The 24204-nt window shown below is 46.7% G+C and carries 21 protein-coding genes and 1 pseudogene; 5 read left to right on the forward strand and 17 right to left on the reverse strand.

The window, feature by feature from the left end:
• Positions 1-6: 6 nt before the first annotated feature.
• From ACQ4MX_RS02575 to ACQ4MX_RS02615, 9 genes are all read right to left on the reverse strand, one after another.
• The gene (locus ACQ4MX_RS02575) at positions 7-1023 is read right to left on the reverse strand and encodes an LLM class flavin-dependent oxidoreductase (RefSeq protein WP_431089180.1); all 1017 of its coding nucleotides are present in this window, start codon (positions 1021-1023) and stop codon (positions 7-9) included.
• 15 nt (positions 1024-1038) lie between these two features.
• Positions 1039-1791, reverse strand: a complete 753-nt coding sequence (locus ACQ4MX_RS02580) for an amino acid ABC transporter ATP-binding protein (protein ID WP_134909884.1) — start codon at positions 1789-1791, stop codon at positions 1039-1041.
• Entirely contained in the window at positions 1788-2498 is a 711-nt protein-coding gene (locus tag ACQ4MX_RS02585; protein WP_431089183.1) for an amino acid ABC transporter permease, read from the reverse strand. Before ACQ4MX_RS02585 ends, ACQ4MX_RS02580 begins: the two co-directional genes overlap by 4 nt.
• Entirely contained in the window at positions 2495-3271 is a 777-nt protein-coding gene (locus ACQ4MX_RS02590) for an amino acid ABC transporter permease (protein WP_431089185.1), read from the reverse strand. The genes ACQ4MX_RS02585 and ACQ4MX_RS02590 overlap by 4 nt, the downstream gene beginning before the upstream one ends.
• A 77-nt stretch (positions 3272-3348) precedes the next feature.
• Positions 3349-4209, reverse strand: a complete 861-nt coding sequence (locus ACQ4MX_RS02595) for a transporter substrate-binding domain-containing protein (RefSeq protein WP_149094130.1) — start codon at positions 4207-4209, stop codon at positions 3349-3351.
• Positions 4210-4399: 190 nt separating this feature from the next.
• Positions 4400-5287, reverse strand: coding sequence for a LysR family transcriptional regulator (locus tag ACQ4MX_RS02600; protein ID WP_431089187.1), 888 nt, complete (start codon positions 5285-5287; stop codon positions 4400-4402).
• A gap of 109 nt (positions 5288-5396) precedes the next feature.
• The gene (gene ssuE / locus ACQ4MX_RS02605) at positions 5397-5924 is read right to left on the reverse strand and encodes an NADPH-dependent FMN reductase (protein ID WP_431089189.1); all 528 of its coding nucleotides are present in this window, start codon (positions 5922-5924) and stop codon (positions 5397-5399) included.
• An 18-nt stretch (positions 5925-5942) separates the two neighbouring features.
• Positions 5943-7283 (reverse strand): LLM class flavin-dependent oxidoreductase, encoded by a 1341-nt coding sequence (locus tag ACQ4MX_RS02610; RefSeq protein WP_431089191.1) that lies wholly within the window; start codon positions 7281-7283, stop codon positions 5943-5945.
• A gap of 41 nt (positions 7284-7324) precedes the next feature.
• Complete coding sequence (locus tag ACQ4MX_RS02615; RefSeq protein ID WP_431089192.1) at positions 7325-7594, reverse strand: glutaredoxin family protein; 270 nt, start codon at positions 7592-7594, stop codon at positions 7325-7327.
• Between the two features lie 289 nt (positions 7595-7883).
• Here ACQ4MX_RS02615 and ACQ4MX_RS02620 point away from each other — a divergent pair, with 289 nt between their 5' ends.
• Positions 7884-8753 carry a DUF421 domain-containing protein gene (locus ACQ4MX_RS02620; protein ID WP_431089193.1) on the forward strand — a complete coding sequence of 290 codons (870 nt, stop codon included), beginning with the start codon at positions 7884-7886 and terminating at the stop codon, positions 8751-8753.
• A gap of 98 nt (positions 8754-8851) precedes the next feature.
• Here the strand turns inward: ACQ4MX_RS02620 and ACQ4MX_RS02625 are convergent, their stop codons facing one another.
• A complete protein-coding gene (locus tag ACQ4MX_RS02625; protein ID WP_025685554.1) occupies positions 8852-9181 on the reverse strand; it encodes an antibiotic biosynthesis monooxygenase family protein in 330 nt (109 codons plus the stop codon).
• Between the two features lie 131 nt (positions 9182-9312).
• Here ACQ4MX_RS02625 and ACQ4MX_RS02630 point away from each other — a divergent pair, with 131 nt between their 5' ends.
• The gene (locus tag ACQ4MX_RS02630; RefSeq protein ID WP_431089194.1) at positions 9313-10182 is read left to right on the forward strand and encodes a LysR family transcriptional regulator; all 870 of its coding nucleotides are present in this window, start codon (positions 9313-9315) and stop codon (positions 10180-10182) included.
• A gap of 40 nt (positions 10183-10222) precedes the next feature.
• Here ACQ4MX_RS02630 and ACQ4MX_RS02635 read toward each other — a convergent pair whose 3' ends face one another.
• Entirely contained in the window at positions 10223-11434 is a 1212-nt protein-coding gene (locus tag ACQ4MX_RS02635) for a GTP-binding protein (RefSeq protein WP_431089195.1), read from the reverse strand.
• A 193-nt stretch (positions 11435-11627) separates the two neighbouring features.
• Between ACQ4MX_RS02635 and ACQ4MX_RS02640 the strand changes: the two genes are divergently transcribed.
• A complete protein-coding gene (locus ACQ4MX_RS02640) occupies positions 11628-12608 on the forward strand; it encodes a DMT family transporter (RefSeq protein WP_431089196.1) in 981 nt (326 codons plus the stop codon).
• 206 nt (positions 12609-12814) lie between these two features.
• Here ACQ4MX_RS02640 and ACQ4MX_RS02645 read toward each other — a convergent pair whose 3' ends face one another.
• Together ACQ4MX_RS02645 and ACQ4MX_RS02650 are read right to left on the reverse strand one after the other, a co-directional pair.
• Entirely contained in the window at positions 12815-13789 is a 975-nt protein-coding gene (locus tag ACQ4MX_RS02645) for an aldo/keto reductase (RefSeq protein WP_431089198.1), read from the reverse strand.
• A 406-nt stretch (positions 13790-14195) separates the two neighbouring features.
• Positions 14196-16871 (reverse strand): YhgE/Pip family protein, encoded by a 2676-nt coding sequence (locus tag ACQ4MX_RS02650; RefSeq protein WP_431089199.1) that lies wholly within the window; start codon positions 16869-16871, stop codon positions 14196-14198.
• 167 nt (positions 16872-17038) lie between these two features.
• Between ACQ4MX_RS02650 and ACQ4MX_RS02655 the strand changes: the two are divergent.
• Positions 17039-17935: pseudogene (locus ACQ4MX_RS02655) on the forward strand (Rpn family recombination-promoting nuclease/putative transposase).
• A gap of 284 nt (positions 17936-18219) precedes the next feature.
• Here ACQ4MX_RS02655 and ACQ4MX_RS02660 read toward each other — a convergent pair.
• The 4 genes from ACQ4MX_RS02660 to ACQ4MX_RS02675 form a co-directional block, all read right to left on the reverse strand.
• On the reverse strand, positions 18220-18828 hold the full coding sequence (locus tag ACQ4MX_RS02660; protein ID WP_431089200.1) for a DUF2062 domain-containing protein: 609 nt from the start codon (positions 18826-18828) through the stop codon (positions 18220-18222).
• A 134-nt stretch (positions 18829-18962) separates the two neighbouring features.
• The gene (locus ACQ4MX_RS02665) at positions 18963-21416 is read right to left on the reverse strand and encodes a glycogen/starch/alpha-glucan phosphorylase (RefSeq protein WP_431089202.1); all 2454 of its coding nucleotides are present in this window, start codon (positions 21414-21416) and stop codon (positions 18963-18965) included.
• A 46-nt stretch (positions 21417-21462) separates the two neighbouring features.
• Positions 21463-22566 (reverse strand): glucose-1-phosphate adenylyltransferase subunit GlgD, encoded by a 1104-nt coding sequence (glgD, locus tag ACQ4MX_RS02670; RefSeq protein WP_025685562.1) that lies wholly within the window; start codon positions 22564-22566, stop codon positions 21463-21465.
• A gap of 23 nt (positions 22567-22589) precedes the next feature.
• The gene (locus tag ACQ4MX_RS02675; protein WP_431089204.1) at positions 22590-23735 is read right to left on the reverse strand and encodes a glucose-1-phosphate adenylyltransferase; all 1146 of its coding nucleotides are present in this window, start codon (positions 23733-23735) and stop codon (positions 22590-22592) included.
• Between the two features lie 256 nt (positions 23736-23991).
• Between ACQ4MX_RS02675 and ACQ4MX_RS02680 the strand changes: the two genes are divergently transcribed.
• A complete protein-coding gene (locus ACQ4MX_RS02680) occupies positions 23992-24120 on the forward strand; it encodes a hypothetical protein (RefSeq protein ID WP_431089206.1) in 129 nt (42 codons plus the stop codon).
• Positions 24121-24204: the final 84 nt, after the last annotated feature.

A 24204-nucleotide genomic window follows, 5' to 3' on the forward strand; every position in this document is an offset into this window, starting at 1 on the left:
CAACACCTAGGACTGTACAGGCAGACCAGCAAAAGCTTCATGCAACAGCTCAAATGAGCGAACGCGCTTTCCGATATCCCGTATTCCTGTCGTTACGATCAGCTCATCAGCCTGATATTTAGCTTGAATTTCCGTCAAAGTAGCATAGATTTCCTCTTTATTTCCCTTATTAATTTGCGCTTGTGTAACTTCAATCGTATATTCTTCACCCGATTGCTTACCGAACTCCTCTGCACTTTCCAGCGTACCCACCGTAGCCGTTTTGCCGCTGGCCAGATGAATTTTGTACAGCTTGTGCTCACCTGCCAACTCCGCAGCTTCCTCAGAAGTATCCGCTACGATGACCGCCAGCGCAAAAAATGCCTTCGGCTCACGTCCATGACTATAGTCAAAGGACTCCTGATACGTGCGGAATGCATCCAGTGCAACCTGTTCGTTACTGTTGATAAATTGCGAGAAGACGTAGGGCAACCCCGAACGTGCAGCAATTCCAGCACTGTCTGTACTTGTACCCAAAACATAAATATCCGCTGGTGTTTCCGGAATTGGATTAGCCTGTAGCCCTGCTAGCGGTCCCTCTTCGGACGGAATATTATGAATATAGCGGCTCACTTCATCAATCTTTTCTTCGAGAGAAGGCGCATCATGCACGTTGCATTGTAATGCCTGTGTGGATTTCGGTAGACCGCCCGGCGCACGTCCAATGCCCAAATCTACGCGACCTGGTGCAAGAGACGCCAGCACATTGAAATTTTCCGCCACTTTATACGGACTATAATGCTGAAGCATCACTCCGCCAGAGCCGATTTTAATGCGCTCGGTGCGTGCCAACAAATGAGAAATGAGTACCTCCGGCGAAGAGCCTGCAACCTGCTCGGAATCGTGATGCTCCGATACCCAAAAGCGCGAAAATCCCAATTCCTCTACACGCTGTGCCAGCTTAATCGTGTTACGCAGAGCCTGTGCCGCCGTTTCCCCCGCGTGTATAGGGCTTTGATCCAATACTCCGATTTTAATACTCATGTCTCCCTCTCCCATCTAAATTGAATAGTTATACTCCGGTGTAATCCGTTTCAGGAATTGCTTCGTGCGTTCCTCTTTGGGATGATTGAAAATGTCATCCGGACTGCCTTCTTCGATAATGTGGCCGCCATCCATAAATACCACGTGGTTGGAGACATCCCGTGCAAAGCCCATCTCATGCGTGACGACAATCATCGTAATACCTTCCTTCGCAATCTTGCGAATAACCGACAGCACTTCACCTACCAGCTCAGGGTCTAGCGCGGATGTCGGCTCATCGAACAAAATCACTTCCGGGTTCAGCGCCAAAGCGCGCGCAATGCCGACACGCTGCTGCTGTCCACCGGATAGCTGACTCGGATAATGGTCCAGCTTTTCGCCCAATCCGACCTTTTCGAGCACTTCAATACTGATCTTCTTCGCTTCCTCATGCTTCACCTTACGGACGACGACAAGCCCTTCCATCACGTTTTCCAGCGCCGTTTTATGCTTGAACAGATTGTATTGCTGGAAGACCATAGCCGTTTTTTGGCGCAGGGCCAAAACATCCTTCTTCGCAGGTCGCTTGCAGTTTACCGTAAAATCGCCAATGCTGACCTCCCCGTCATTCGGCTTTTCCAGATAATTGATGCAGCGCAGCAACGTTGTTTTACCCGAGCCGCTCGGTCCGAGAATGACGACAACCTCTCCCTTATTCACGGTCAAATCAATGCCTTTGAGCACCTCATGCTTGCCGAACGATTTCGTAATATTTTGCAGACGGATCATGATGCTCTCCCCCCATTAAACACATTAATTTTTTTCTCCACCAAGCCGGAAATTCGTTCAATCAGCACCGTCAAACCCCAGAAAATCAGGGCTGCCGCGATATAAACCTCCAGGTACTTCCAGTTAGTAGATGCTAAAATTTCAGCCTGAGCCTGGATTTCAGTGACCGAAACCGTAAAGGCCAAGGTAGAGCCATGCAGCATTCCAATGACGGAATTCGTCAGGTTCGGCAGACTGACCACGAACGCCTGCGGAAACACGATACGTCTCAACACTTGCCACGTTGTCATGCCAACCGCATAAGCCGCCTCGATTTGCCCCCGGTTCACCGATTGAATCCCGGAACGGACCACCTCGGACATATACGCGCCACTTGTAATCGAGAACGAAATGAGTGCAAATACCATATAGGGAACATCTTTAGAGTGTAACGACCAGCCAAAATGCTTGGCTCCCGCATCAATGAACAAAGGTAAACTGAAATAAATAAGCAGCAAATGCATCAGCATCGGCGTACCACGGATAAAGGTGACGTAGCCATGGGAAATCTGGGACAATACAGGCACCTTATAAATTCGGGCCAGAGCCGTTATAATGCCGATGACCAGTCCCGCCAGTACGGAAACCACCGTAATGATTAAAGTGTTGGGTAACGCCGAGAATAATCCCAGAAAGGCCGTATATATAAATCCAAAATCCAGACTCATATGCTCTTGCCTCCTTTACTCAAACGGGGGTTCAGATAACGAACCACAAAACTTTTTCGTTTCTTAGGCTCGCTTTGGACTGTGTCCCGATGCTCATGCTTGAGAAGCGTATTTTCCAGTACCTTGAACAGTCTTTGCAAAATCAGACTGACGACCAAATAAATAAGAGACAACGCGATATAGGTTTCAACAAAATGCTGCGTAGCCGCTCCCAGTGTCTGTGATTTCCCCGTCATCTCCATAGCTCCAATGGTAAATGCCAGCGAAGTATCCTTCAGATTGCCGATCACCAGATTGGAGAATACCGGAACCACAACAGCCAGTGCTTGAGGCAATATGATACGTGTAAAAGTCTGATAGCCTGACATGCCGACCGACTGTGCTGCCTCGATTTGTCCCCGATCTACCGCCTCTACTCCCGATCGGATAATCTCGGAAATAAAGGCCCCGCTGTTTAGTGCATAGGTCGCTACGGCAAACCACAACACATCCCATCTGGAGGAATTGATATCCACCAACTTCAGCAGCTCAGGCAGGCCGTAATACACCAGAAAGAGCTGGATCAGAATAGGCGTTCCACGAAAAAATGAAACATACACCTGAGAGACACGTTTGAGAAAAGGAATATTATACATACGAGGCAGTGCAACCAACAGGCCGATGATTAACCCTAACAAAAGCGAGCTTGCCACAATAAACAATGTGATGTGTAAATAAGACAGCATTTTCGGAATAAAGCTAAAAACATAATCGATATTAAACTCTCTGCTCATATGCCTGCCTCCTTTCCTATACATCAGCGGTCAGAATACACGGGGTACCCTGACCGCTGAAATATTCAAGCTTATCGCTACTTCTTGCTGGTTGTGCCTTCTTTTTTCACATCTTCCAGAGACTTCGTGAAATCTTCTCCGAGCCATTTGATGCTCAGCTTCGACAGTGTACCGTCGTCTTTTACTTCCTGAATGGCTTTGTCCAGATCATCCGCCAATCCTTGCTCATTTTTGTTCAGTACATACAATACATCCGATTGAGTCAAAGGATCACCGACTGTTTTCAGAGCTACTTCTCCTTTTTCATCGGTGTTAAAGCGGTTCGCAAAGTCTGTCGTAATGGTAGCATCTATACGGCCGCTCGTAATTTGTTGCACTGTATCATTGGCTGCACCGCTTGTATAGACAATGTTCAGGGCATCCCCGTGTGTTTTATTGTATTCCTTCAACACATATGCCGCATTACTCGTCGGGCTGGTGAGTATCTTTTTGCCTTTCAGATCATCAATCGAGTGAATGGTATTGTTATCCTTCGCTACAGCGACTCTGTTCAGGAAAATGCTGTACGGATTTTTGTTGAACAGATACTTCGCTTCACGCTCCGGGTTTTTTTCCATTTGATGCGATACCAGATCAATTTTACCGGCATCCAGACTCAGCAGCAGATTGCCGAAGTCCATCGTTTTGAATTCAAATTCGTATTGAGGCAGGCGCTTGTCCAGCTCCTTAATCAGCTCAACATCAAAGCCTGTTAAATTTCCGTTTTCGTCAATAAAGCATACATTTTTAAATTGAGTGCCTGTACCTACAATAATTTTTTTCACGTCACCGTTTGAACCGGACGCGCCAGACGCGTTAGACGCATTATCAGAGGAACCGCAGCCTGCCAACACCAGAATAATCGCCATAACGGATAACATTGCAAACCACTTTTTCATATGAATCCCCCTCATCTCTTTGTATATCAGCAGTTTGCGACATACATGGTAGCTACCACATTAAATAAATAACAATTCCTATGAGTTTAATTGGTTTTAGGATGTGACTAATTTAACACCTGCGATCATTTACGTCAATCCACTAGGCAAGAGAACATTTCATCCATTTCATACATTTGCAAAAAACGGTTTACAAAACAGCACCCCGGAAGCCTTCTGTCAGTGCATCTGCAAAATCCGAGCTTACCGCGCAGTCTTCTTTAGTCGCCACAATGCTGATCTGCATGGACACCCCGGCTACCTCTGGCACATGGATGCGGAACAGCTTCTTATCCTTCACCTCACGGTTCACACAAACGTCCGGCAAAAAGGCGATGCCCGCTTCTTCCAGCACCAGCTTTTTGGCTGTAACCACATTATCTACCTGAAAGGCAATATCCGGTGGCTGCTCCAGCGATTCAAAAGACCGATGAATCCTCATCCAGTCCAATGACCCGCATTCAAAAAATACCAGCGTTTCATGCTGAATATCCTGTATGCTGGCCTTTCCTGTCTTCATAAACGGATGACCGTCATATACATACAGGGAAATGGGATCTTCATAAAAAGCAAGCGTACGAATGGCCGGATGCATCACTTTACGGACAAAACTAATGTCTACCTCACGGTTCAACAGCTTATGTACCAGTTGATCCGTTGTAGCCGTCACAATTTTGTAGTTAATCTCCGGATAACGGGTGCGGAGTTGCCTTAATATCTCAGGAATGATATAGTTCGACACCGATATCGTGCAGCCAATCCGAACTTGCTGAGGGGATTTTTTACGCTGTTGAAGCTTTTGCTTGCCCCGTTGCAGCACTTGCAGCATTTGCTCCGCATAAGGAAGAAACTTTCGTCCATCCTCCGTCAAAATGGTTTGCTTGCTTTGGCGGTCGAACAGCTTGCATTCCAGCTCGCGCTCCAGCGTCTGAATCCGGGCTGTGACAGAGGGCTGTGACAAGAACAACGCTTCTGCCGCCTTGTTAAAACTGCCATAATGATTCACGTATACAAAGGCTTCCATATTCTCGATATTCATACGCAAGTCCCCCAGTGAGTTTATATACATTTATCCAATATGTTAACTCGGTTTTTTGTATCATAAAACTCACTGAACGACCTGTCAATGGAAATATTGAAAATATCTATCACTTTAATATCTCATTTAGCTCTTTCACAGAACGGTCCAACCGTGCAACCAATTCTTCGGACAACCCGTATGCTCCATCAGGCAGCCGTTCAACCCACTGATCTACCGCATACACGCCGCCGAGAATATGTCTTCCTCCCAGCGCGTTAAGAACTGGCTTCAAAGCATAATCAATGACCAGCAGGTGAGCCAGCGTGCCACCGATAAATAAAGGAAGTACAGATTTGCCTCTCAGCCCCTCCTGCGGCACCAAATCCAGAAATATCTTCAATAATCCAGAATAGGCCGCTTTGTACACGGGAGAAGCGACGATGACCGCATCCGCTGCCGCAATTAACGCAAGTGAGGCTGTGATATCGGGACTGTTAAAGTTTGCCTTAACCAGATCCTCGGCTGGCAAGTCGACCACATTCAGCAATGTGACCTCCGCTCCGGCCTGCTGCAATTGCTTGGTCGTATAGTTAATTAAGCCGTATAGACGGGATTGTGTAGATGGACTGCCTGATAGGATGACAACCTTGGACATGCTTTTCCCTCCTTCTTGTTATGCGTCTACCTTCACTATGGATTTAGCTGCTGTGTAGCGGTTCTCAGGAATAGGTACACCCAGGTTTTCACGCAATGTGCTGAATTTATAATCCTGACGGTAAATGCCGCGCTCCTGCAAAATAGGCACAACCAGATTTACGAAATCATGCAGACCCGATGGTACATCAGAGCCGATAATGAATCCATCTGCTCCTTTTCTTTCAAACCACTCCTGCACCCGATCTGCCACCTGTTCAGCTGTACCGATAAACGCAGTTCTAGGTGTTGCCGAACGTAATGCCACCTCGCGCAGCGTCAGATTTTGCTCTTTGGCCGTCCGTTTGATTTTATCCGTGCCGCTGCGGAAGGAATTGCTGCCGATACCATCAAGCTCTGGGAATGGCTCATCCAGCGGATATTGTGAGAAATCATGATGATCGAAGAAACGGCCCAAAAATTTTAACGCAGCCTCAATCGTCACTAAATTGGTAATCTCCTCATACTTACGCTCTGCTTCTTCCGTCGTGCTACCGATAATCGGTGAAATTCCCGGCAAGATGACAATATCCTCTTCGGATCTGCCATAGCGTACCGCCCGTTCCTTCACATCACGGTAAAACTGCTGCGCTTCCTCCAGCGTTTCATGTCCCGTAAAAACAGCATCCGCTTCCTTGGCGGCCAGATTTTTGCCATCTTCCGAGGAGCCTGCCTGGAAAATAACCGGCTGTCCCTGCTTGGATCGTCCAATGTTCAACGGACCCTGCACAGAAAAAAACTCGCCTTTATGGTTCAGGGTATGCAGCTTTTCAGGGTCAAAGAACACGCCGGATTCCTTATCACGAACGAACGCATCCTCTTCCCACGAATCCCACAGTCCTTTGGTTACCTGCAAATATTCTTCCGCGATTTTGTAACGCTGTGGATGCGATGGATGCTCGCCCTTGTTAAAGTTAAGAGCAGAGCCTTCCAGCGGGGAAGTCACCACATTCCAGCCTGCACGACCTCCGCTAATATGGTCAATAGAAGAAAACTGACGTGCTACCGTAAACGGTTCGCTGTAGGAAGTCGACAGCGTGCCAACCAGCCCGATATGCTTCGTCACCCCGGCCAAAGCGGACAAAATCGTAATCGGCTCAAAACGGTTCAGAAAGTGGGGAATGGATTTTTCGTTAATGAACAGACCGTCTGCGATAAAAACAAGGTCAAACTTGCCTTCCTCCGCCTTTTGCGCCTGTGTTTTATAAAATTCAAAATTAACACTCGCGTCCGCAGGCACTTCAGGGTGACGCCAAGTCGTCATGCTTCCTCCAACACCGTGAATAATGGCACCAAATTTGATTTGTCTGTCTTTAGCCATGAACTGTTCCACCTCTCTTGAAAATATTGTTATCCTTCGGCTTATACCGCTTGATTGTAACCTTCCAGCACTTTCCCAAGCTCTTCCAGATCCGGGTTGAGCAGCGCTTCATATTTGTTATCCCCACCTACCTCAACAACAGGGACAAAGCGAACACCATATTTAGTCTCCAGCACGTCACGCAGGGCATCATTTCCGTCCACTTGAATATTTTCATAAGGCTGATTTTGGGATTCCAGATATGATTTGATCTCTCCACAAAAATGACAGCCGGTTTTACTCCACAATACAACTTTAGGTTTGGATGACATATACATACCTCCGTAAACTTAATGTTTATAATCCCGATGAACTAAATAAGAATTATATTTATAATGTATCCTGCCCCCCCCTTTCCGTCAATCGCCTGCGTAATAGACATTGATAATGCAACGATAGAAAATTTTAATGCTATAGTTCCTTTGTATACTGGCAAGTATTTAAATCGTTTAACGACAAATGAGTTAATTAAAATTGGAGAGCCCGGAGTTTAAACAGACCTTGGTGCGGATATGCTTGGAATATGAGCGCGCTTGCGGCAAAATGAAATGAGGTGAGCATATGCAGGATTGGGCCGAGGTTACTACACGCACATTAATGGCTGTCGCTGTATTATTTTTAATTGCCAAAATTCTCGGGAAACGTCAGGTATCCCAGCTTTCCGTGTTCGAATATATAACGGGAATCACGATAGGGAATCTGGCCGCTACCATTCCTATGGAGCGAGAATCCACTTGGTACTTGGGCTTTATAGCCTTGGCAGTATGGGTCCTGACAACATTTGTCATTGAAATATTGCAAATTAAAAGCAAGAAAATCAGAGATTTTACCGATGGAAAGACCACTACCCTGATCAAAGACGGCAAAATTTTAGAGGATAATATGCGAAAGGAACGGCTTACGATCGATGAGCTCATGGAGCAGCTGCGGAGTAAAAATGTATTCAAGGTGTCTGACGTGGAATTTGCTATTATGGAGACCAGCGGAGCGATCAACGTACTGCTGGCCAAAGACAAGCAGGCTGTGACGCTTAAGGATCTCAACATGGTGCAGCTACCGGAGAAGGAACCAACAGCCATTATTATGGATGGACTAGTTATGGAGCAGCAAATGGCATACATGGGAATTACTCAACAATGGTTGGATGCAAAGCTGAAAGAAAAGAGCCTGACGGTCAAAGACGTATTTTTCGCGCAGGTGGACCCGCAAGGGGAGTTATACATTGACCAGTACAGCGATAATGTACAGATGTCCAAGGTACAGGACTCTAATCAAACCGTGCTGACGCTGTTGGAACAATGCACGACGGAATTGCAAAAGCTGGCGGCGGATTCCAGTGAACAGCAAAGAAAACAACTGTATGAGCAATGCTCCCAAAGTTTGAAGGAAGCTATACAGGATATGAAGCCGATCAACTCTGCCAATTCCTGAGTACCTCATATTTTAAGATCTGAAACATCCAAAAGGGAGCATTTTCAAAGCCAAAAATGGCTATGAAGATGCTCCCTTAAACTTATAACTACCTTACTTTACATTTCAAAAAAATAATCCCGTTCTACCTTACATACTCTAAGACCGTAGCTTTTATACCATTCTGCTTTTCCTTTTTCCTGTGCGACTTGGTGCGTTTCATGATGCTTCCAACTCCTGATAGCGTCTAGGGACTCCCAATATGAGACGGTGATGCCTACTCCTTGTGAGTCACGAACACTTTCCACGCCTAAAAAACCAGGTTGTTTAGCAGCTAATTCCAACATTTTGTCACCCATTTTTTCGTACCCACGATCTCCTTCGTTACGTTCAGAAGTAAAAATGGCCGCATAATAAGGCGGCTGTGGAGTTTTAGCAATTGAGTCCATGTGTACCTCCCAAGAACAAAATAAGTAATCTTTCTTTAATTTGATTATAATCATAATTATTAAATAAAAAAAATGAATTTATATGATACGTTACATGAATATATTTCATATAAGTTAGGAGTGAGCACTCGTTGTTTAAATATAAGGTTTTTCTTAGCGTAGTTGAAATGGGAAGTTTCACAAAGGCAGGGGAAGTTCTAAATCTTACACAATCAGCAATCAGCCATGCCATTTCTGCTTTAGAACATGAAATAGGGTTAACACTCCTGATCAGGGGTCGTTCAGGCATCAAATTAACCAACAACGGAGAAAGATTGATGAAGCACTTCAGAGAGATTATACAAATGGACGAAAAGCTCTATCAAGAGGTAGCTTTAATTAAAGGACTGGAAATCGGAACCGTAAAAATAGGTACATTCTCAAGTGTATCTATTCATTGGCTGCCGTGTATTATAAAAAAATTCAACGAGCAGTTTCCTCTCATTGAGATGAAACTGCTCGATGGGAACTACCATGAAATTGAGAGTTGGTTAGTCAGCGGCGAGGCTGATTTTGGCTTCGTAAACCTGCCCACGTTAGACACTTTAGAGGCCTTGCCACTAAAAGTAGAAAGAATGCTTTGCCTGCTTCCTTCCAATCATATTCTTGGTGAACAAGCCGCTATTCGTGTGGAACAGCTCATAGATGAGCCTTTCATTATGCCTGTTGCAGGCTGTGACACCGATGTGCGAAATATTTTTTCACAGTATAATATTTCACCGAAAATCAAATATGAATTAGAAGATGATCATGCCATTATGGCCATGGTACAGAACGGCTTAGGTGTGAGCATTCTTCCTGAAATGATTTTATCTCATATTCCTTATGACATCTCTATTCGACCTTTGGAAGGAAAACATTCCCGCACTATTGGTATCGCTACCGCTTCATTAAAAAATGTTTCTCCAGCGGCCAAAAAATGTATGGACTTCATTGCTGAATGGATCAATAGGTCCATGTGACAATAAACTATATCCTCTTTCTGTAAATTAAATACACCTTTTAATTTACAAACGAGGATTCATCCGTTGTGGGCCATGGTAACGGATTTTCAAAGCCGGACCAGTCCATGTCCATTTCGCTATCGTTCAGCAGACATTCATCCAGCTCTTCTTCCAACTCCGGTTGATTCATTCCGATACCGATCATGACGATTTCGCTCATGCGGTCGCCCCACTGCTCATCCCAGTTATCTAATGCCTCAGGATCAGCCGCGACGATCTCCTGACGTTCTTCCTCGGACAACGCCGCCAGCCAGCTTCCAGCAGGGCCAAATTGAATGGAAGGACCTGCCTGGCTGATACTGGCCGCCCAATCCTGAGGGGAGGCGATCCAGGCCAATCCTTTGGCTCGAACGACTTCTTCCGGCCAGTAGCTCATAAATTCAGCCAATCTGGCAGGATGGAACGGTCTTCTGCGGCGATATACAAAGGAATTGATCCCATATTCGTCCGTTTCCGGTGTATGGTTCTCCAGCTCCAGCTCACGAATCCATCCGGCGGATTGGCTAGCCTTGTCAAAGTTAAACAATCCCGTGTTCAAAATGTCTGAAGGAGCGACCTGTCCCTTGGAAGTACGAATGATTCTGGCCTCAGGCTGCAATCTGCGCAGAACGCCCTCAAGTTTGTCCAGCTCCGCAGGCTGAACTAAATCGCATTTATTCAGAATCAGTACATCACAGGTTTCAATCTGGTCAATCAGCAAGTCCGAAATATCACGCGTGTCGTCTTCTCCCGTAGCCTGCCTGCGATCCAGCAGCGTTTCTCCCGATTCAAAATCATGCCAGAAACGATTCGCATCGACCACGGTCACCATACAATCGAGCTTTGCTAGGGAAGCCAAATCAATGCCTGTCCCTTCATCGGCGTACGTAAAGGTTTGAGCGATAGGTACAGGTTCACTGATCCCTGTGGATTCGATTAAAATATAATCAAACTCGCCTTGTTCCGCCAGCTTCTTGACTTCCAGCAGCAGGTCTTCGCGCAATGTGCAGCAAATACAGCCGTTGGACAGCTCGACCAGCTTTTCTTCTGTTCTGGACAAGCCCCCTTCTTTTTTGACCAGCTCGGCATCAATGTTTACTTCGCTCATGTCATTGACGATCACGGCCACTTTCATTCCGTCCCGATTGTTTAACACATGATTCAAAATCGTTGTTTTCCCTGCACCCAAATATCCGCTCAGCACCGTTACCGGTATTACTTTCTTATTCATTGGTGGTACGCTCCCTTTAATATAAGCTCATTATCTGCACGTCATTTAAATAGTAATAATTACTATTATCATTAGCATTCAGTAATATACAGTATCCCTTTCGCCTTGTCAACTACGAAGAAACCCTTGTAATGAATCATAAAAAGTTATTAATATATGGTAATAACGATACTTAAAGAATAAGGTGAATGTTTTGCGATCAATCTGGCTCGGTATATTGGCGGCTTTCTTTTTTGCTTTTACATTTGTTTTCAATAGGTCAATGGAGTTATCAGGCGGAAGCTGGATATGGAGTGCTTCTTTGCGCTATCTGTTTATGCTCCCCGTTTTATTCGTCATCGTTTTGACCCAGCGCAAGCTTAAACCTCTTTGGAACGTCATGAGAGAACGACCGGGGATCTGGGTTTTATGGAGCTTCGTCGGGTTTGGACTGTTTTATGCTCCATTGTGTTTCGCATCGGCTTATTCACCAGGCTGGCTGATCGCGGGAACATGGCAAATTACCATTATTTCCGGTTCATTGCTTGTTCCTTTATTTTCTGAAATTGTGCAAACGGAAAATGGCCCTTTAAAAGTACGAGGAAAAATCCCCATTCAGGGACTTATGATGTCTTTGGTTATTTTACTTGGGATTATTCTCATGCAATTCGAACAGTCGCAATCCATTTCTACCCAGAATTTTGTATTCGGCATTCTGCCTGTCGTACTCGCTTCATTTGCCTATCCACTAGGTAATCGTAAAATGATGGAAGTTTGTGCAGGGCGATTGGATGCCTATCAACGTGTTCTCGGGATGACATTAGCCAGTTTGCCGTTCTGGTTATTCCTTTCGTTATACGGGGTTTTTAGCGTGGGAATGCCGAGTCAGGAGCAGACGCTGCAATCCGCTTTGGTGGCCGTGTTTTCAGGAGTGATTGCTACAGTCCTGTTTTTTAAAGCAACAGATCAGGTTCGGGGAAATATGCAAAAGTTAGCAACGGTGGAAGCAACACAATCTCTGGAAGTGCTTTTCGCATTAATGGGAGAACTGATCTTATTATCCATACAGATTCCCTCTCTTTTATCATGGATAGGTATGTTCATCGTTATTCTTGGCATGGTTCTGCACAGTTATGTTATACATGATAAGAAAATCATCCCTCGGATAATGCCCAAAAAGACAGATCACGTTTAGCGCAGGATTATTCTAGTCATGATCGCTTATTATTCAGGTTCTGACAGGGCAATCTGGTAAAAAAGCAGCAGACTCAGGAGGCTACTCCTGCTCTGCTGCTTTTTTGCGATTCGCTTCTTGTCACCTTGGCACTCACCGTCAATGCTCACTTCGCTTCCACGAATGATGCCTAAATAGGAATGATGCTTGAATAGAAAGGGTTCAACTTACCAAGCGTAGGCTTCCGGCGCAGGTTTGCCGGGACCAGGGAAAATTTCGTTCAGCTTGGCAAGCACATCCTCGCTCAATTTGACCTCAGGCACCCGGAGAGCATCCTCCAGTTGTTCCAATGTCCGTGGACCGATAATCGGAGCCGTTACGGCCGGATGGGACAATACCCAAGCCAGCGCAATCACGTCTTCCTTTTCGCCCAGCTCGCGAGACAACGCTGCAAATTGCTCCAGCTTCCCACGATTCTGTTCAATCTTTTCCTTGGAACGTGCGCTGCGTGAGCCGGTGCCTGCCAATGCATTACGTCCCAGCAGCCCGCCAGCCAGCGGGCTCCATGGAATAACGCCGAGTCCCAACTCCTGAGCCGCAGGTAATACCTCTAGCTCAGCAGAACGTTCGTTCAGATTATACAAATGCTGCTCGGATACAAGCCCCAGAAAACGGCGTGCCTTCGCTTCGGCCTGCGCCACAGCAATATGCCAGCCGGCAAAGTTACTGGAACCGATATAGTCAACTTGCCCGCGGTCCACAACCGACTCAAAAACGCCCCACAGCTCATCCCATGACACATTTCGGTCAACATGATGCATCTGATACAGCTCGATATGATCGGTCTGCAAACGTTTCAGAGAAGCATCCAAATGACGGCGAATTTTGTAAGCTGACAAGCCTGATCCTGCGTTCGGACCGTCGTTCTCATTTTTCATATCCCCGTATACCTTCGTTGCAAGCACGACCTTCTCGCGTCTTCCGCCACCCTGCTGGAACCAGCGTCCAATAATTTCTTCCGTCCACCCTTTACGGGCCTGTCCGTACACATTGGCTGTATCAAAGAAGTTAATGCCCGCATCCAGCGCGGCATCCATAATTTTAAACGCTTCCTTTTCTTCGGTTTCCGGTCCAAAATTCATTGTCCCCAGACACAACCGACTAACCTGCAAGCCTGACTTTCCCAAATATGAATATTCCATACTGCCTCCCGCCTTTGCCTAAGAATTTTAAAATTTCGCAAAAATCCCTGCCAAAAAAGACCATACCCACTTTATTCACCAGAAAACACCACCTTGAAACACCCTAAAATAGAAATGTATTATTTAGCGCAAACAAAAAAGCCCCACACCCTGCCGAAGCAGTCAGCGCGAGGCCATCCCCCCTCATACAACCCGCCGTATGTTAAAAAGAAAGTGACTTTACGGTGGTAGCCCCAGCGGAGCGGAGGATTTGAATCTGTAGAAGCGGAGCGTTCGCCTTTGCCACGGGATTCTTACCTTTTCATGTCCTATCCAAACCAAAGAATCCCGTGGCAACAGCGATCGTAAGATCAAATCCTTCGCGGAGCGCTCTCTCCATCCACCGTAACTCACTCTTTTTTAACAATCAAGGAATCAATTTCGTCTCTTTCGCTCGCTCAGCCATCTTCTTCGTATACTTGCTGAGCGGCTTCTTAAATACCAATCCAAACAGGAAGCAAACCCCGATAAATACAAACAGCATCACCACATCCCGCGTCACCGTCGAAGGCAGCATTCCTCCTACCGTTTCCCGTAGCAGACTAACCGCATAGGTGAACGGTACAAACGGATTCAGCGCTTGAAAAAACGGCGTGCTTGTAGCAATCGGGAACGTGCCACCTGAACTGGAGAACTGGAGCACCAGCAAGATAACCGCCAGCCCCTTACCAATATTGCCAAACACCGAAACCAGTGTATAGGTCATGGCCGTGAACACGAGACTAATCAGCATGGAGGACAGTACAAATGCCACCTTGGCATCCACATACGCACCGAGCAGGAACAAGTCACCAAGCGACACACTAAGCGCCTGAAATATACCAATGGTGGAGAAGGTCATAAGTCGCCCGAAGTACACCTGGTAGCTTTTATATTTACCTTCCGGGTCCTCCACATCTACCCTGAACATCGACACCAGCAGCATCGCGCCTACCCAAATGGACAATGTAGTATAAAAAGGCGACATTGCAGAACCGTAGTTCGGAATCGGATAAATCCGCTCCTGTTTCAACGACACCGGACTGCCGAGAAAATCGCTCTCCTTTTTCACATCCCCCTTGAGCAGCGCAATGGCCCGTCCGAGGGCATTTTCACCTTTTAGCTTGCGAATCATGTCCGCAGCCTGACGTATGGAATCCTCAGCCGCAGGAAGATCCGTTCTTACAAAGTTGGCTACCTGGTGCACCGCGTGTTCGGCCTCTGGAAACTTGTTCTCAATCAGGTCAGCCATTTTGACAAACTGCTGCTCCGCTTTCGGCAAATCGTTACGTACAAAATTCGCCGCCTGATGAATTTTGCTTTTAACCCCAGGCAAATCGTTATTTACGAAGTCCGCTGCCTTGTTTACGGCATTCGTAAATTCGCCCATGCGGCCCTGAATCGTCGTAGCCGCTTCATGCAGCTTTTGCCGATATTGTGGCAGGTCCTGCTGAAGACGGGTCAGTTCTTCCTGACCAAATTGTGCGGCAGCCTGAGCATCGTTTAATATTTTTTCAATATTCGGTAGCTGCTCTTGGGCCGTATTCAGCACATTCGCAGAATTGCGGGCAACGGTCTTCATTTGATCCAACGCTTTTTGAATGGCTGGTGCGTATTCCGTATCATAGTTGCCCAAAATGCTGTCAATCCCGCTGCTGATTTCTCCAGCAAGGCGGTCAGCGTTATCCAGCAGATTTTGTGCAGGCTTCTCGCCGCGCTGAATGGCATCCCCGATGCTTGTAACCGTGCTATTCAAGCGACGGAAACGGTCCTCTATCCCGCTCACACGGGAAATGAGCGAATCCAGCGGCTGACTCGGCAAATATCCGTTCACACGGGACAACAATTGAGAAATATGATCCAGCACTCCCACGGCAGTAGTCAGTCTTCCGCTAACCCGTTTCACCGCAGCCTGTGCTGCTTTAGGATCAAAATCAACACCACGGATGATCCCTGTAATCTCCGAAACTTCATTTGCCATTTGCTGTACCAACTGTAAATCCTCTTTGACCACCGTTCCGACTGAATCAAGCGCACTATCATTTTTATCCAGAAAGTCAAGCAATCCGTTTGTAAAATCCTTGCCCGTATCCGCAATTTTTTGTACTTCCGGCAACGCTTTTTGTGCGGCATTAATGACCTTGAGCGCTGTTTGCGTGTCCTCCAATGCCGTAGCTAATGCGCTTTCTACCTTACCGAAATTTTGATCCAGCTCCACGATTCGATCCCCGGCCTTTTGAATGTCCGGCAGCCTTTTTTGTATATCTAAAATAACCGCCGCCACCTTGTCCAGCTCGGGCAAGTTTTTTTCAATTTTCAGCACCAGATCGCCAGCGCGGTTAATTTCAGGAATTTTCTCCTTTAATGCAATGATCTTTTGTCCCTGTGCCTTAATTTTCGGCAAATTCTGTTCCAGTTCGATAGCCTGCTTTCCTAATCTGTCGATATCCGGCAGTCGGTTGTTCAGCTCCAGCACCCGGTTCTCAATATTGCGAATGGTCGGTAATTCCTCCTCCAGCTTCACCCCGGCTTCCTTCAATTTGGTCAGCACAGCCTGACTGGCGGTTTCAATAAAGTTTTGACTAATCTGATTCGTCAGAGCGGTTGCTCCAGAAGAAGTGATTTTGGGAGCAACCGCATTGATTTTTTCATTGACGGCGTAATCAATCTCCGGCTTTTGCGGATTTTCCGTGAGCACGCTCGTAATTTTTTTGGAGAAATCCTTTGGAATGAGCAGGCTTGCGTAATAATCTCCGTTCAGCACACCTTTTCGCGCTTCCGCTTCATTGACAAAGGTCCAGCCTAATTTCTTGTTATTTTGAAGATTATGCAAAACCTCGTCACCGATATTAATCTTCTTTCCGTTCACCTCAGTGCCCTGATCCTGACTCGTTACTGCAATTTTAATACCAGATGTATTCGCATAAGGGTCCCACATTGCTTTCAAATTTACCCATGCATAGACGGAAGGCAAAAGAATGATACCTATGACCAATAAAGTCCCGGTTGATACTTTGAATACATTTTTCCAGTCTGTTAAGTAGATTTGCCATATCCTCCGCAACTTCACCACTCCTTGTATGTACATTAACCTGTAGTCCAGTGTTGTATGCACACGTATTGTAAACGATTCGAGCGAATGAAGCCAATTATTGTGTGCATACTCACAAGCTCACCTTCAATAATATGCGGGGTACATGATATAATAAATGGGAATGGAGATGATCTCGAATGAGCGAGCTACTGGACCCCCGAAATGACTTTGTGTTTAAACGTATTTTTGGCAGTGAAGACAATAAAGATGTACTCTTGACTTTTCTTAACCGTACTTTCGCGGAGTCAGGTGAGTCGCCATTAACTTAAATCATTTTGCTGAATCCTTATACGGATAAAGATGCTCCACTTGACAAGCAATCCATTTTTGACATTTGGGCAAAAACGGCGACAGGCAAGCATATTAACGTGGAAATGCAGCTATTTAATAAATATGATATTGAAAAACGAACCCTGTTTTATTGGAGCAAAAGATATTCGGGTCAGTTACAAGAGCGACAAACGTACAAAGAACTCAAAAAATGTGTCACTATCAATATTCTAAACTATTCCTTTCTGCCGAATGATCGATATCACAATGTGTTTCATTTACGTGAGGATCACACGGGAATTGAGCTTAGTGATGACCTTGAGGTTCATTTTATGGAATTATCGAAGGTAAATGACACGTCCGTTCCAGTGGAAGGTGGCTTAATTAATTGGCTACTCTTTTTGAAAGGGGCTGACAAATCCAACTGGGGGGTGCTAACTGTGAATGAACCAACTTTAAAAAAAGCGATGGATACACTGGAGTTCCTAAGCCAGGATCGGGAAGCGCGGCGTTTGTACGAGGAACGTCAAAAATACCTTCATGACGAAGCCTCTATGATTGAGTGGGCCACGGAAAAGGGGCTAAAAAAAGGGCTAGAAGAAGGTTTGGCTAAAGGTTTGGAAGAAGGACTGACTAAAGGCGAGCGCAAAAAAGCTGTTGAAATCGCAAGGAACATGCTATCTTTAGGTATTGAGATTGAAGTTATTGCCAAAGCGAGCGGATTATCTAAATCCGAGGTTCAATCATTGAAACCGATTCAATAATTTATTTTTAACAAAGCGTTAAACCCTGAAAGCTCGCCCTGTTCTCTCTAAAGAACAGGGCGAGCTTTTTGTAAAATAGCCTTACCACTTACAATCTTCAACTCACCGTTCTGATAGCCAACGATATAGCTAAGCTGATACTGTCGGTACTGTGTGGTTCCGTTCCTCGTTCACTAGCCATGATCATGGCGAACACATTCATGTCATTCCTCCCCCATCACAAACAAACCAAAAAAGCCCCTCAGGCCTAGTTCATAGGCTTAAGGAGCTTCTTCATCGCTACATTATCCGTTTTTTAATAATCTGGCCCCTGAAAAGGCTGCGCCGTGACGCAGTTTCCGCTTTTCCAGCCGTTTGTGCAGTGAACGGTTATACAGAAATTGAATGACAAAATACGAAATAATCCCTAGGACCACGCCAAAAATCGACATGCCGATCAGAATATGCAATCCTCCATGTAGCAGGTCTCTGAATACAGACCAGTTTCCATGAAACAGCTCCATAAAGGAATGCTCGTGAAGCCGACCTCCCCGGACATGGACCGGGTAATGGGACGGATAAACCCAAGCTCCCAGTTGCTTGGCGAACGGCATCAGCACAATCGGCAAAAAGGTCAGCTTACCTACAACGTTGCCCACAATTGCCGCAGGCAGCGAACCGCCGGACAACCGAACAACCGGGTAAAACACGAGATACACCAGTGAAGCCGTGGAGATGACAATCATCTCCAGAGCGAAGCCGATGGCAAAGCCCAGAGATATTTTCTTCACTCCACCCGGCGCACGCAACAGCTTGATGAAATTCAGACGAATCGCCCGCCATATATTTTGAAGCACATTATATTTCTTCTTTGATTGTTTAGATTTGAGCCTGTTCGGATTGAGCTTTATCAATAGGAGGACTCCTTTAACAGTACAATTCAAGTTCAGGAATGAGGTTATACAGCCTCCCATCCTTACTTATGTCTATACTGTCATTATAACCCTCAGCGTTCGAAAAGCAATGCCATTCCGCCTGTTTCGCTGTTTTAGGACAAGATTCGCTTGTTGACTTCGTTTTGGAGAGGTATAATGTCCCAAATATCCGCCGCGTACTGCTGAATAGTGCAATCACTGGAAAATTTACCAGCATGCGCCATGTTTACAATGGCACGCTGCGTCCACTCGGACGGATTCCGGTACACCTGCTCGATCTGCACCTGAGTATCTACATATGCGGCAAAGTCCTTGAGCACAAAGTATTCATCATTATGATCAATCAGGGATTGATAAATAGCCTCAAACTCCCGTTCATGCCGCGTAAAAGGAGCGTCGTTCACCAGTTGATCCAGCACTTCACGCAATCTTTCGTCACTGTTGGCTGTTTTGCGTGCTGAATATTGTCCGTCCCGGTAATACGCCTCGATTTGATCCACCTTCAGTCCGAAAATGAACATATTGGCGTCGCCCACCATTTCATGCATTTCTACATTGGCTCCATCCAGCGTGCCTAGGGTGAGTGCACCATTCATCATAAATTTCATGTTCCCGGTGCCTGAGGCTTCCTTACCTGCTGTGGAAATCTGCTCGCTGACATCCGCCGCAGGAATAATCAGCTCGGCCAGTGAAACCGAATAATTTTCCAGAAAAACGACTTTCAGCTTGTCCCTGACATCCACATCCCGATTGATCGTGTCCGCCACGTTGTTAATGAGCTTAATCGTTTGCTTGGCAAGATAATAGCCGGGAGCAGCTTTAGCCCCAAAAATAAACGTACGCGGTACCACATCCAGAGAAGGATTATGCTTGAGCTGGTTGTAAACATGCATCACATGTAAAATATTAAGCAGTTGTCGCTTGTATCCATGCAATCGTTTGACCTGTACATCAAAAATCGAGGACGTATCCAGTCGCACGCCCTGTTTAGCAAAAACATGCTCAGCGAGCCTGACTTTATTACTTCGCTTAATCGCCTGTATCCGCTCCTTGAACGACTCGTCCCTGCTGTAACGAAGCAGATCGATCAGCTCGCGTGGACGGGTTCTCCAGCGTGTGCCTATCGTTTCATCATACAAGCTTGCCAGCTCGGGATTCGCGTGCATGAGCCAGCGGCGATGGGCAATTCCGTTCGTTTTATTGTTAAAGCGGCCGGGGTACAGCTCGTGAAACGGCTTCATTTCCCGCTCCTTTAAAATTTGCGTGTGCAGCGCAGCCACTCCGTTAACGCTGTAGCTGCCGACAATCGCCAGATGGGCCATGCGAATTTGCTCACCGTGAATAATCGCCATTTCACCAATTTTGATGTCCTGTCCCGGATAACGCTCCAGCAGCATTGCACAATAACGCTTGTTAATCTCTTCAATGATAAGAGAAACTCGCGGAAGCAACTCCCGCACCATATTGATAGGCCATTGCTCCAGCGCCTCGCTCAATATCGTATGATTCGTATACGAAACCGTCCGCGTCGTAATATCCCACGCTTCATCCCAGCCCAAGCCCTTCACGTCCATCAAAATACGCATAAGCTCCGGTATTACGAGCGTCGGATGTGTATCGTTAATATGCAGCGCTATTTTGTCAGGCAACTGGCTGTAGGGCAACCGAAGCTTCTCAAACGTCCGCAAAATACTTTGCAAGCCGGCCGAGCAGAGGAAATACTGCTGCTTCAAGCGAAGCAGCTTGCCCTCATAATTCGAATCATCCGGGTACAGGAACGACGAAATGGATTCCACCGAGCGATTATAGTCGAGAAAGCGGTAGTAACCGCCCTCGCCTCGAATCGGCCCTCGGACAGGGTCGAGTGCTGATTCCGCGCTCCAGATCCGCAACGTATTCACCTGCGCATGTCCGTAGCCCACAAGCGGAATATCGTACGGAACTGCCCAGACCGTTTCGGCATCCTGCGTCTCGAATACAAGACGACCGTTCTCCTCCCGAGTTTCCACACGTCCCCAGAACTGAACCTCGACCTTCTTGTCGGGGCGGCGCTCCTCCCAGACGTTTCCTTTTTGCAGCCAGTAATCAGGCAGCTCCACCTGGTTTCCGTCCACAATACGCTGCTCGAACAGGCCATACTTGTAACGGATGCCGCAGCCATGTCCTGCATAGCCAAGGGATGCCAGCGAATCCATGAAGCAAGCCGCCAGACGGCCGAGACCGCCATTGCCCAGCCCCGCGTCTGCCTCCTGTTCTTCAATCTCTTCCAGATCCCAGCCCAGCTCTCCCAGTGCCTGCCGGACCATATCCAGCACGCCCAAATTCAGCAAATTGCTGCCCAGCAGACGGCCTATCAAAAATTCCAGTGAAAAGTAATAGACCTGCTTCTCTTGTCCTTCTTTATAGGCTTGGTTCGTTTCCGCCCAATTTCTGCCGACTTGTTCGCGGATCATACCGCCCAAAACCTTGTATATGTCTTCCGCCTGGGCTTCCTGCATCGTCTTGCCCAGCCTTCCGACCAGTTGCTCTCGAAAAGCCTGCTTAAATGCTTCTTTATTGCTGAACAAAGGTGTGACCTCCTGTTATTTCCGTTTTAAATGCTGAATTATATCTTTAAATCACGCTATTTTTGGCAATGACATAGGGTACTCTGGCGTCTCCAATCAGGGTACGATCCGGTGAAAGCTGCACATCCTTATCCAAAATCACATTCTCCACCACTGCGCCTTTACGGATGACACATTTTTGCATAATGATCGAGTTGCTTACCCGTGCGCCCTCCTCCACCCGTACCCCGCGAAAAAGGATGCTGTTCTCCACCTTGCCCCCAATCGTGCAGCCGTTGGCGATAAGCGAATGATCCACCTCGGCAGTGTCCGTATAACGGGTTGGAGCTTCATATTTGATTTTCGTATGCACCGGCTGATTCTGGAACAGCGCTTGATATTGCTGCTGATCCAGCAGCTTCATGCTGTTTTTATAGTAACTCTCAATGGAATTAATCACGGCATGATAGCCTTCATAGGGATATGCATAAATGCGCAGACCACTAGGGTTTTTCTGAATGGCATCCCGGAAAAAATGGTTATCCTGATGAGCAATGCAATGCTTCACCTGATCAAGATACAGGCTTTTGTCCATGACGAAAATTTCCAGATAAATATTATGATGATCCTGCTCCTGATGAATGCCCGTCACCCGTCCGTCCTCATCAATCTCCAGTCGAACACAGGGAGCGTGCTCAGATTCGAGCTGATCTATTGCTTTGTACACAAGGGTGACGTCCGCGTTCTTCTCCCGATGGTAACGGTATACATCCTCAATATCAACCTTATTGACATGCTGCGTTCCGGCGTGAACAATGGTCTGACCCGATGAACGATGAAAAAAGTCCAGATTGTTGTGTACATGCTGCAAATCTCCAAGTGATGCATCCGTCGGATCATTCCAGTCCGGTGGTAAAATGAACAATCCGCCCCGTCTGCGGTCCAGATCCCAAGGCCGTCCTTCACCCAGATGATCCAAAAGCGAACGGTATTTGCGACGGATGAACAGTGCAATATCATGCACCCCTGCATGCATCATGTTAGATAAGGTAAAATCAATGAGCCGATATCGACTGGCAAAGGGTACTGCGGCCCCGCACCGGAAATAGGTCAACTCCTTCAACTGATCCAGTTCGTGATCCAGGTTGATGACTCCAATGAGTCGGCTCATAGCGGACACCGTCCTTATCCGGGTTATATTCGTGCATGAAGCTGGCTTTCCTGATCGAACAAAACAATTTCATCCGAACTGCCCTCAGATCCGATGACCGCGTTGTCTTCAATAATTATGTTTTCGCTCACGATGGCCCGGTGAACGCGAACATTGCGACCAATTTTGACGTTTGGCATAATGACAGAATCGGTAATAACACTCCCTTCTCCTACCTCAACTCCGTAAAATAGCACGGAATGCCTGACCTCTCCGTCCACCACGCAGCCTTCATTCACGATGCTGTTTTTCAGAATCGCCCGTTGGGTTATATACTGGGCCGGTTGATTGGGGCTACGGGTATAGATGCGCCAGAAAGGGTCGTTCAGATCCAGAGGCGGGTCTTGAGCAAGCAGATCCATGTTGGACTCCCACAAGCTCTGAATCGTGCCTACATCCTTCCAGTACCCGGCAAACGGATACGCATACAGCGACCGCCCGTGCTGGAGCAGCAACGGAATGATATCCTTGCCAAAATCATGCGAGGATTCAGAATCACTCGCGCTCTCCAGCAGATATCGGCGCAGCACCTCCCATTTGAACAAATAAATGCCCATGGAGGCCAGCGTGCTTTTTGGCTGTTCCGGCTTTTCCTCAAAGTCGTATATTTTCAGATCATCATCGGCGTTCAGAATCCCGAAACGTTTGGCTTCCTGAATTGTGACGTCGATTACGGAAATGGTGCAGTCTGCTCCCTTTTCCTTGTGATAATCGAGCATGCGACTGTAATCCATTTTATAAATGTGATCTCCAGACAAAATGAGTACATGCTCCGGGTCATATTGATCCAAAAAATGGAGGTTCCGATAAATAGCATCCGCCGTACCTCTATACCAATTGTTTCCATTCTCCTTTTCGTGGGGTGGCAAAACGAAAACTCCTCCGTCCAGTCGGTCCAAATCCCAGTCGCTGCCGATACCGATATAGGAATGAAGCACCAGCGGTTCATATTGGGTCAGCACGCCCACGGTATCAATACCGGAATGAGTGCAATTGCTGAGGGGAAAATCAATGATGCGGTAGGTTCCTCCAAAAAATACAGCCGGTTTGGCAAGTGTACGGGTCAGTCCTTTGAGTCTTTTGCCTTGTCCGCCAGCGAGCAGCATGGCAACTACTTCCTTCTTTCTCATAACAAAGACCTCCCTGTCATGTGCATCTGAAGCAATTGCGGCAGGATACTTGGTAATATCCATTAAACGTGAATAGGCAGTCGTAATCGTTTCATAGCCGAAGGAACGGGTAAGATTTGATGGAAAGGGTAAAATCATAGTTATGCGGAACGGGCGCAATGAAGCACTAAATCGTGAAATCCCGTTCATCATTTCACATTTTGGATGATTTTAAATCGTTTGTGTATGACAACATGAGCATAAGGAGGCATGAATCATGAAGAATAAAAAATGGGTGGTAGCTGCATTGGGAATGGGTGTTGCGTATCTGATGAAAAATAAAGGAGCGCGTGATAAAGTATTGAACAAGGCACAGACCCTGATCAACCGCGCAAGGACATCGTAAAGCTTTAAATTAAGAAAAAGAAAGCCTCTCTGAATAGGCATTCAGGGAGGCTTTGCTCTGACTTCCTCTGCGTCCACGAACACA

This window comes from Paenibacillus sp. 8b26 (genome assembly GCF_050626875.1).
Taxonomy (GTDB): Bacteria; Bacillota; Bacilli; order Paenibacillales; family Paenibacillaceae; genus Paenibacillus.

What these genes read in the sequence shown, in the direction of transcription:
- ACQ4MX_RS02615 (WP_431089192.1), bottom strand. Translation starts at nt 7,594, where the DNA reads ATGTCATCCAAACCTAAAGTTGTATTGTGGAGTAAAACCGGCTGTCAT.
- ACQ4MX_RS02575 (WP_431089180.1), bottom strand. Translation starts at nt 1,023, where the DNA reads ATGAGTATTAAAATCGGAGTATTGGATCAAAGCCCTATACACGCGGGG.
- ACQ4MX_RS02675 (WP_431089204.1), bottom strand. Translation starts at nt 23,735, where the DNA reads ATGAGAAAGAAGGAAGTAGTTGCCATGCTGCTCGCTGGCGGACAAGGC.
- ACQ4MX_RS02580 (WP_134909884.1), bottom strand. Translation starts at nt 1,791, where the DNA reads ATGATCCGTCTGCAAAATATTACGAAATCGTTCGGCAAGCATGAGGTG.
- ssuE (WP_431089189.1), bottom strand. Translation starts at nt 5,924, where the DNA reads ATGTCCAAGGTTGTCATCCTATCAGGCAGTCCATCTACACAATCCCGT.
- ACQ4MX_RS02600 (WP_431089187.1), bottom strand. Translation starts at nt 5,287, where the DNA reads ATGAATATCGAGAATATGGAAGCCTTTGTATACGTGAATCATTATGGC.
- glgD (WP_025685562.1), bottom strand. Translation starts at nt 22,566, where the DNA reads ATGAGCCGACTCATTGGAGTCATCAACCTGGATCACGAACTGGATCAG.
- ACQ4MX_RS02635 (WP_431089195.1), bottom strand. Translation starts at nt 11,434, where the DNA reads ATGAATAAGAAAGTAATACCGGTAACGGTGCTGAGCGGATATTTGGGT.
- ACQ4MX_RS02590 (WP_431089185.1), bottom strand. Translation starts at nt 3,271, where the DNA reads ATGAGCAGAGAGTTTAATATCGATTATGTTTTTAGCTTTATTCCGAAA.
- ACQ4MX_RS02680 (WP_431089206.1), top strand. Translation starts at nt 23,992, where the DNA reads ATGAAGAATAAAAAATGGGTGGTAGCTGCATTGGGAATGGGTGTTGCG.
- ACQ4MX_RS02645 (WP_431089198.1), bottom strand. Translation starts at nt 13,789, where the DNA reads ATGGAATATTCATATTTGGGAAAGTCAGGCTTGCAGGTTAGTCGGTTG.
- ACQ4MX_RS02595 (WP_149094130.1), bottom strand. Translation starts at nt 4,209, where the DNA reads ATGAAAAAGTGGTTTGCAATGTTATCCGTTATGGCGATTATTCTGGTG.
- ACQ4MX_RS02620 (WP_431089193.1), top strand. Translation starts at nt 7,884, where the DNA reads ATGCAGGATTGGGCCGAGGTTACTACACGCACATTAATGGCTGTCGCT.
- ACQ4MX_RS02610 (WP_431089191.1), bottom strand. Translation starts at nt 7,283, where the DNA reads ATGGCTAAAGACAGACAAATCAAATTTGGTGCCATTATTCACGGTGTT.
- ACQ4MX_RS02585 (WP_431089183.1), bottom strand. Translation starts at nt 2,498, where the DNA reads ATGAGTCTGGATTTTGGATTTATATATACGGCCTTTCTGGGATTATTC.
- ACQ4MX_RS02625 (WP_025685554.1), bottom strand. Translation starts at nt 9,181, where the DNA reads ATGGACTCAATTGCTAAAACTCCACAGCCGCCTTATTATGCGGCCATT.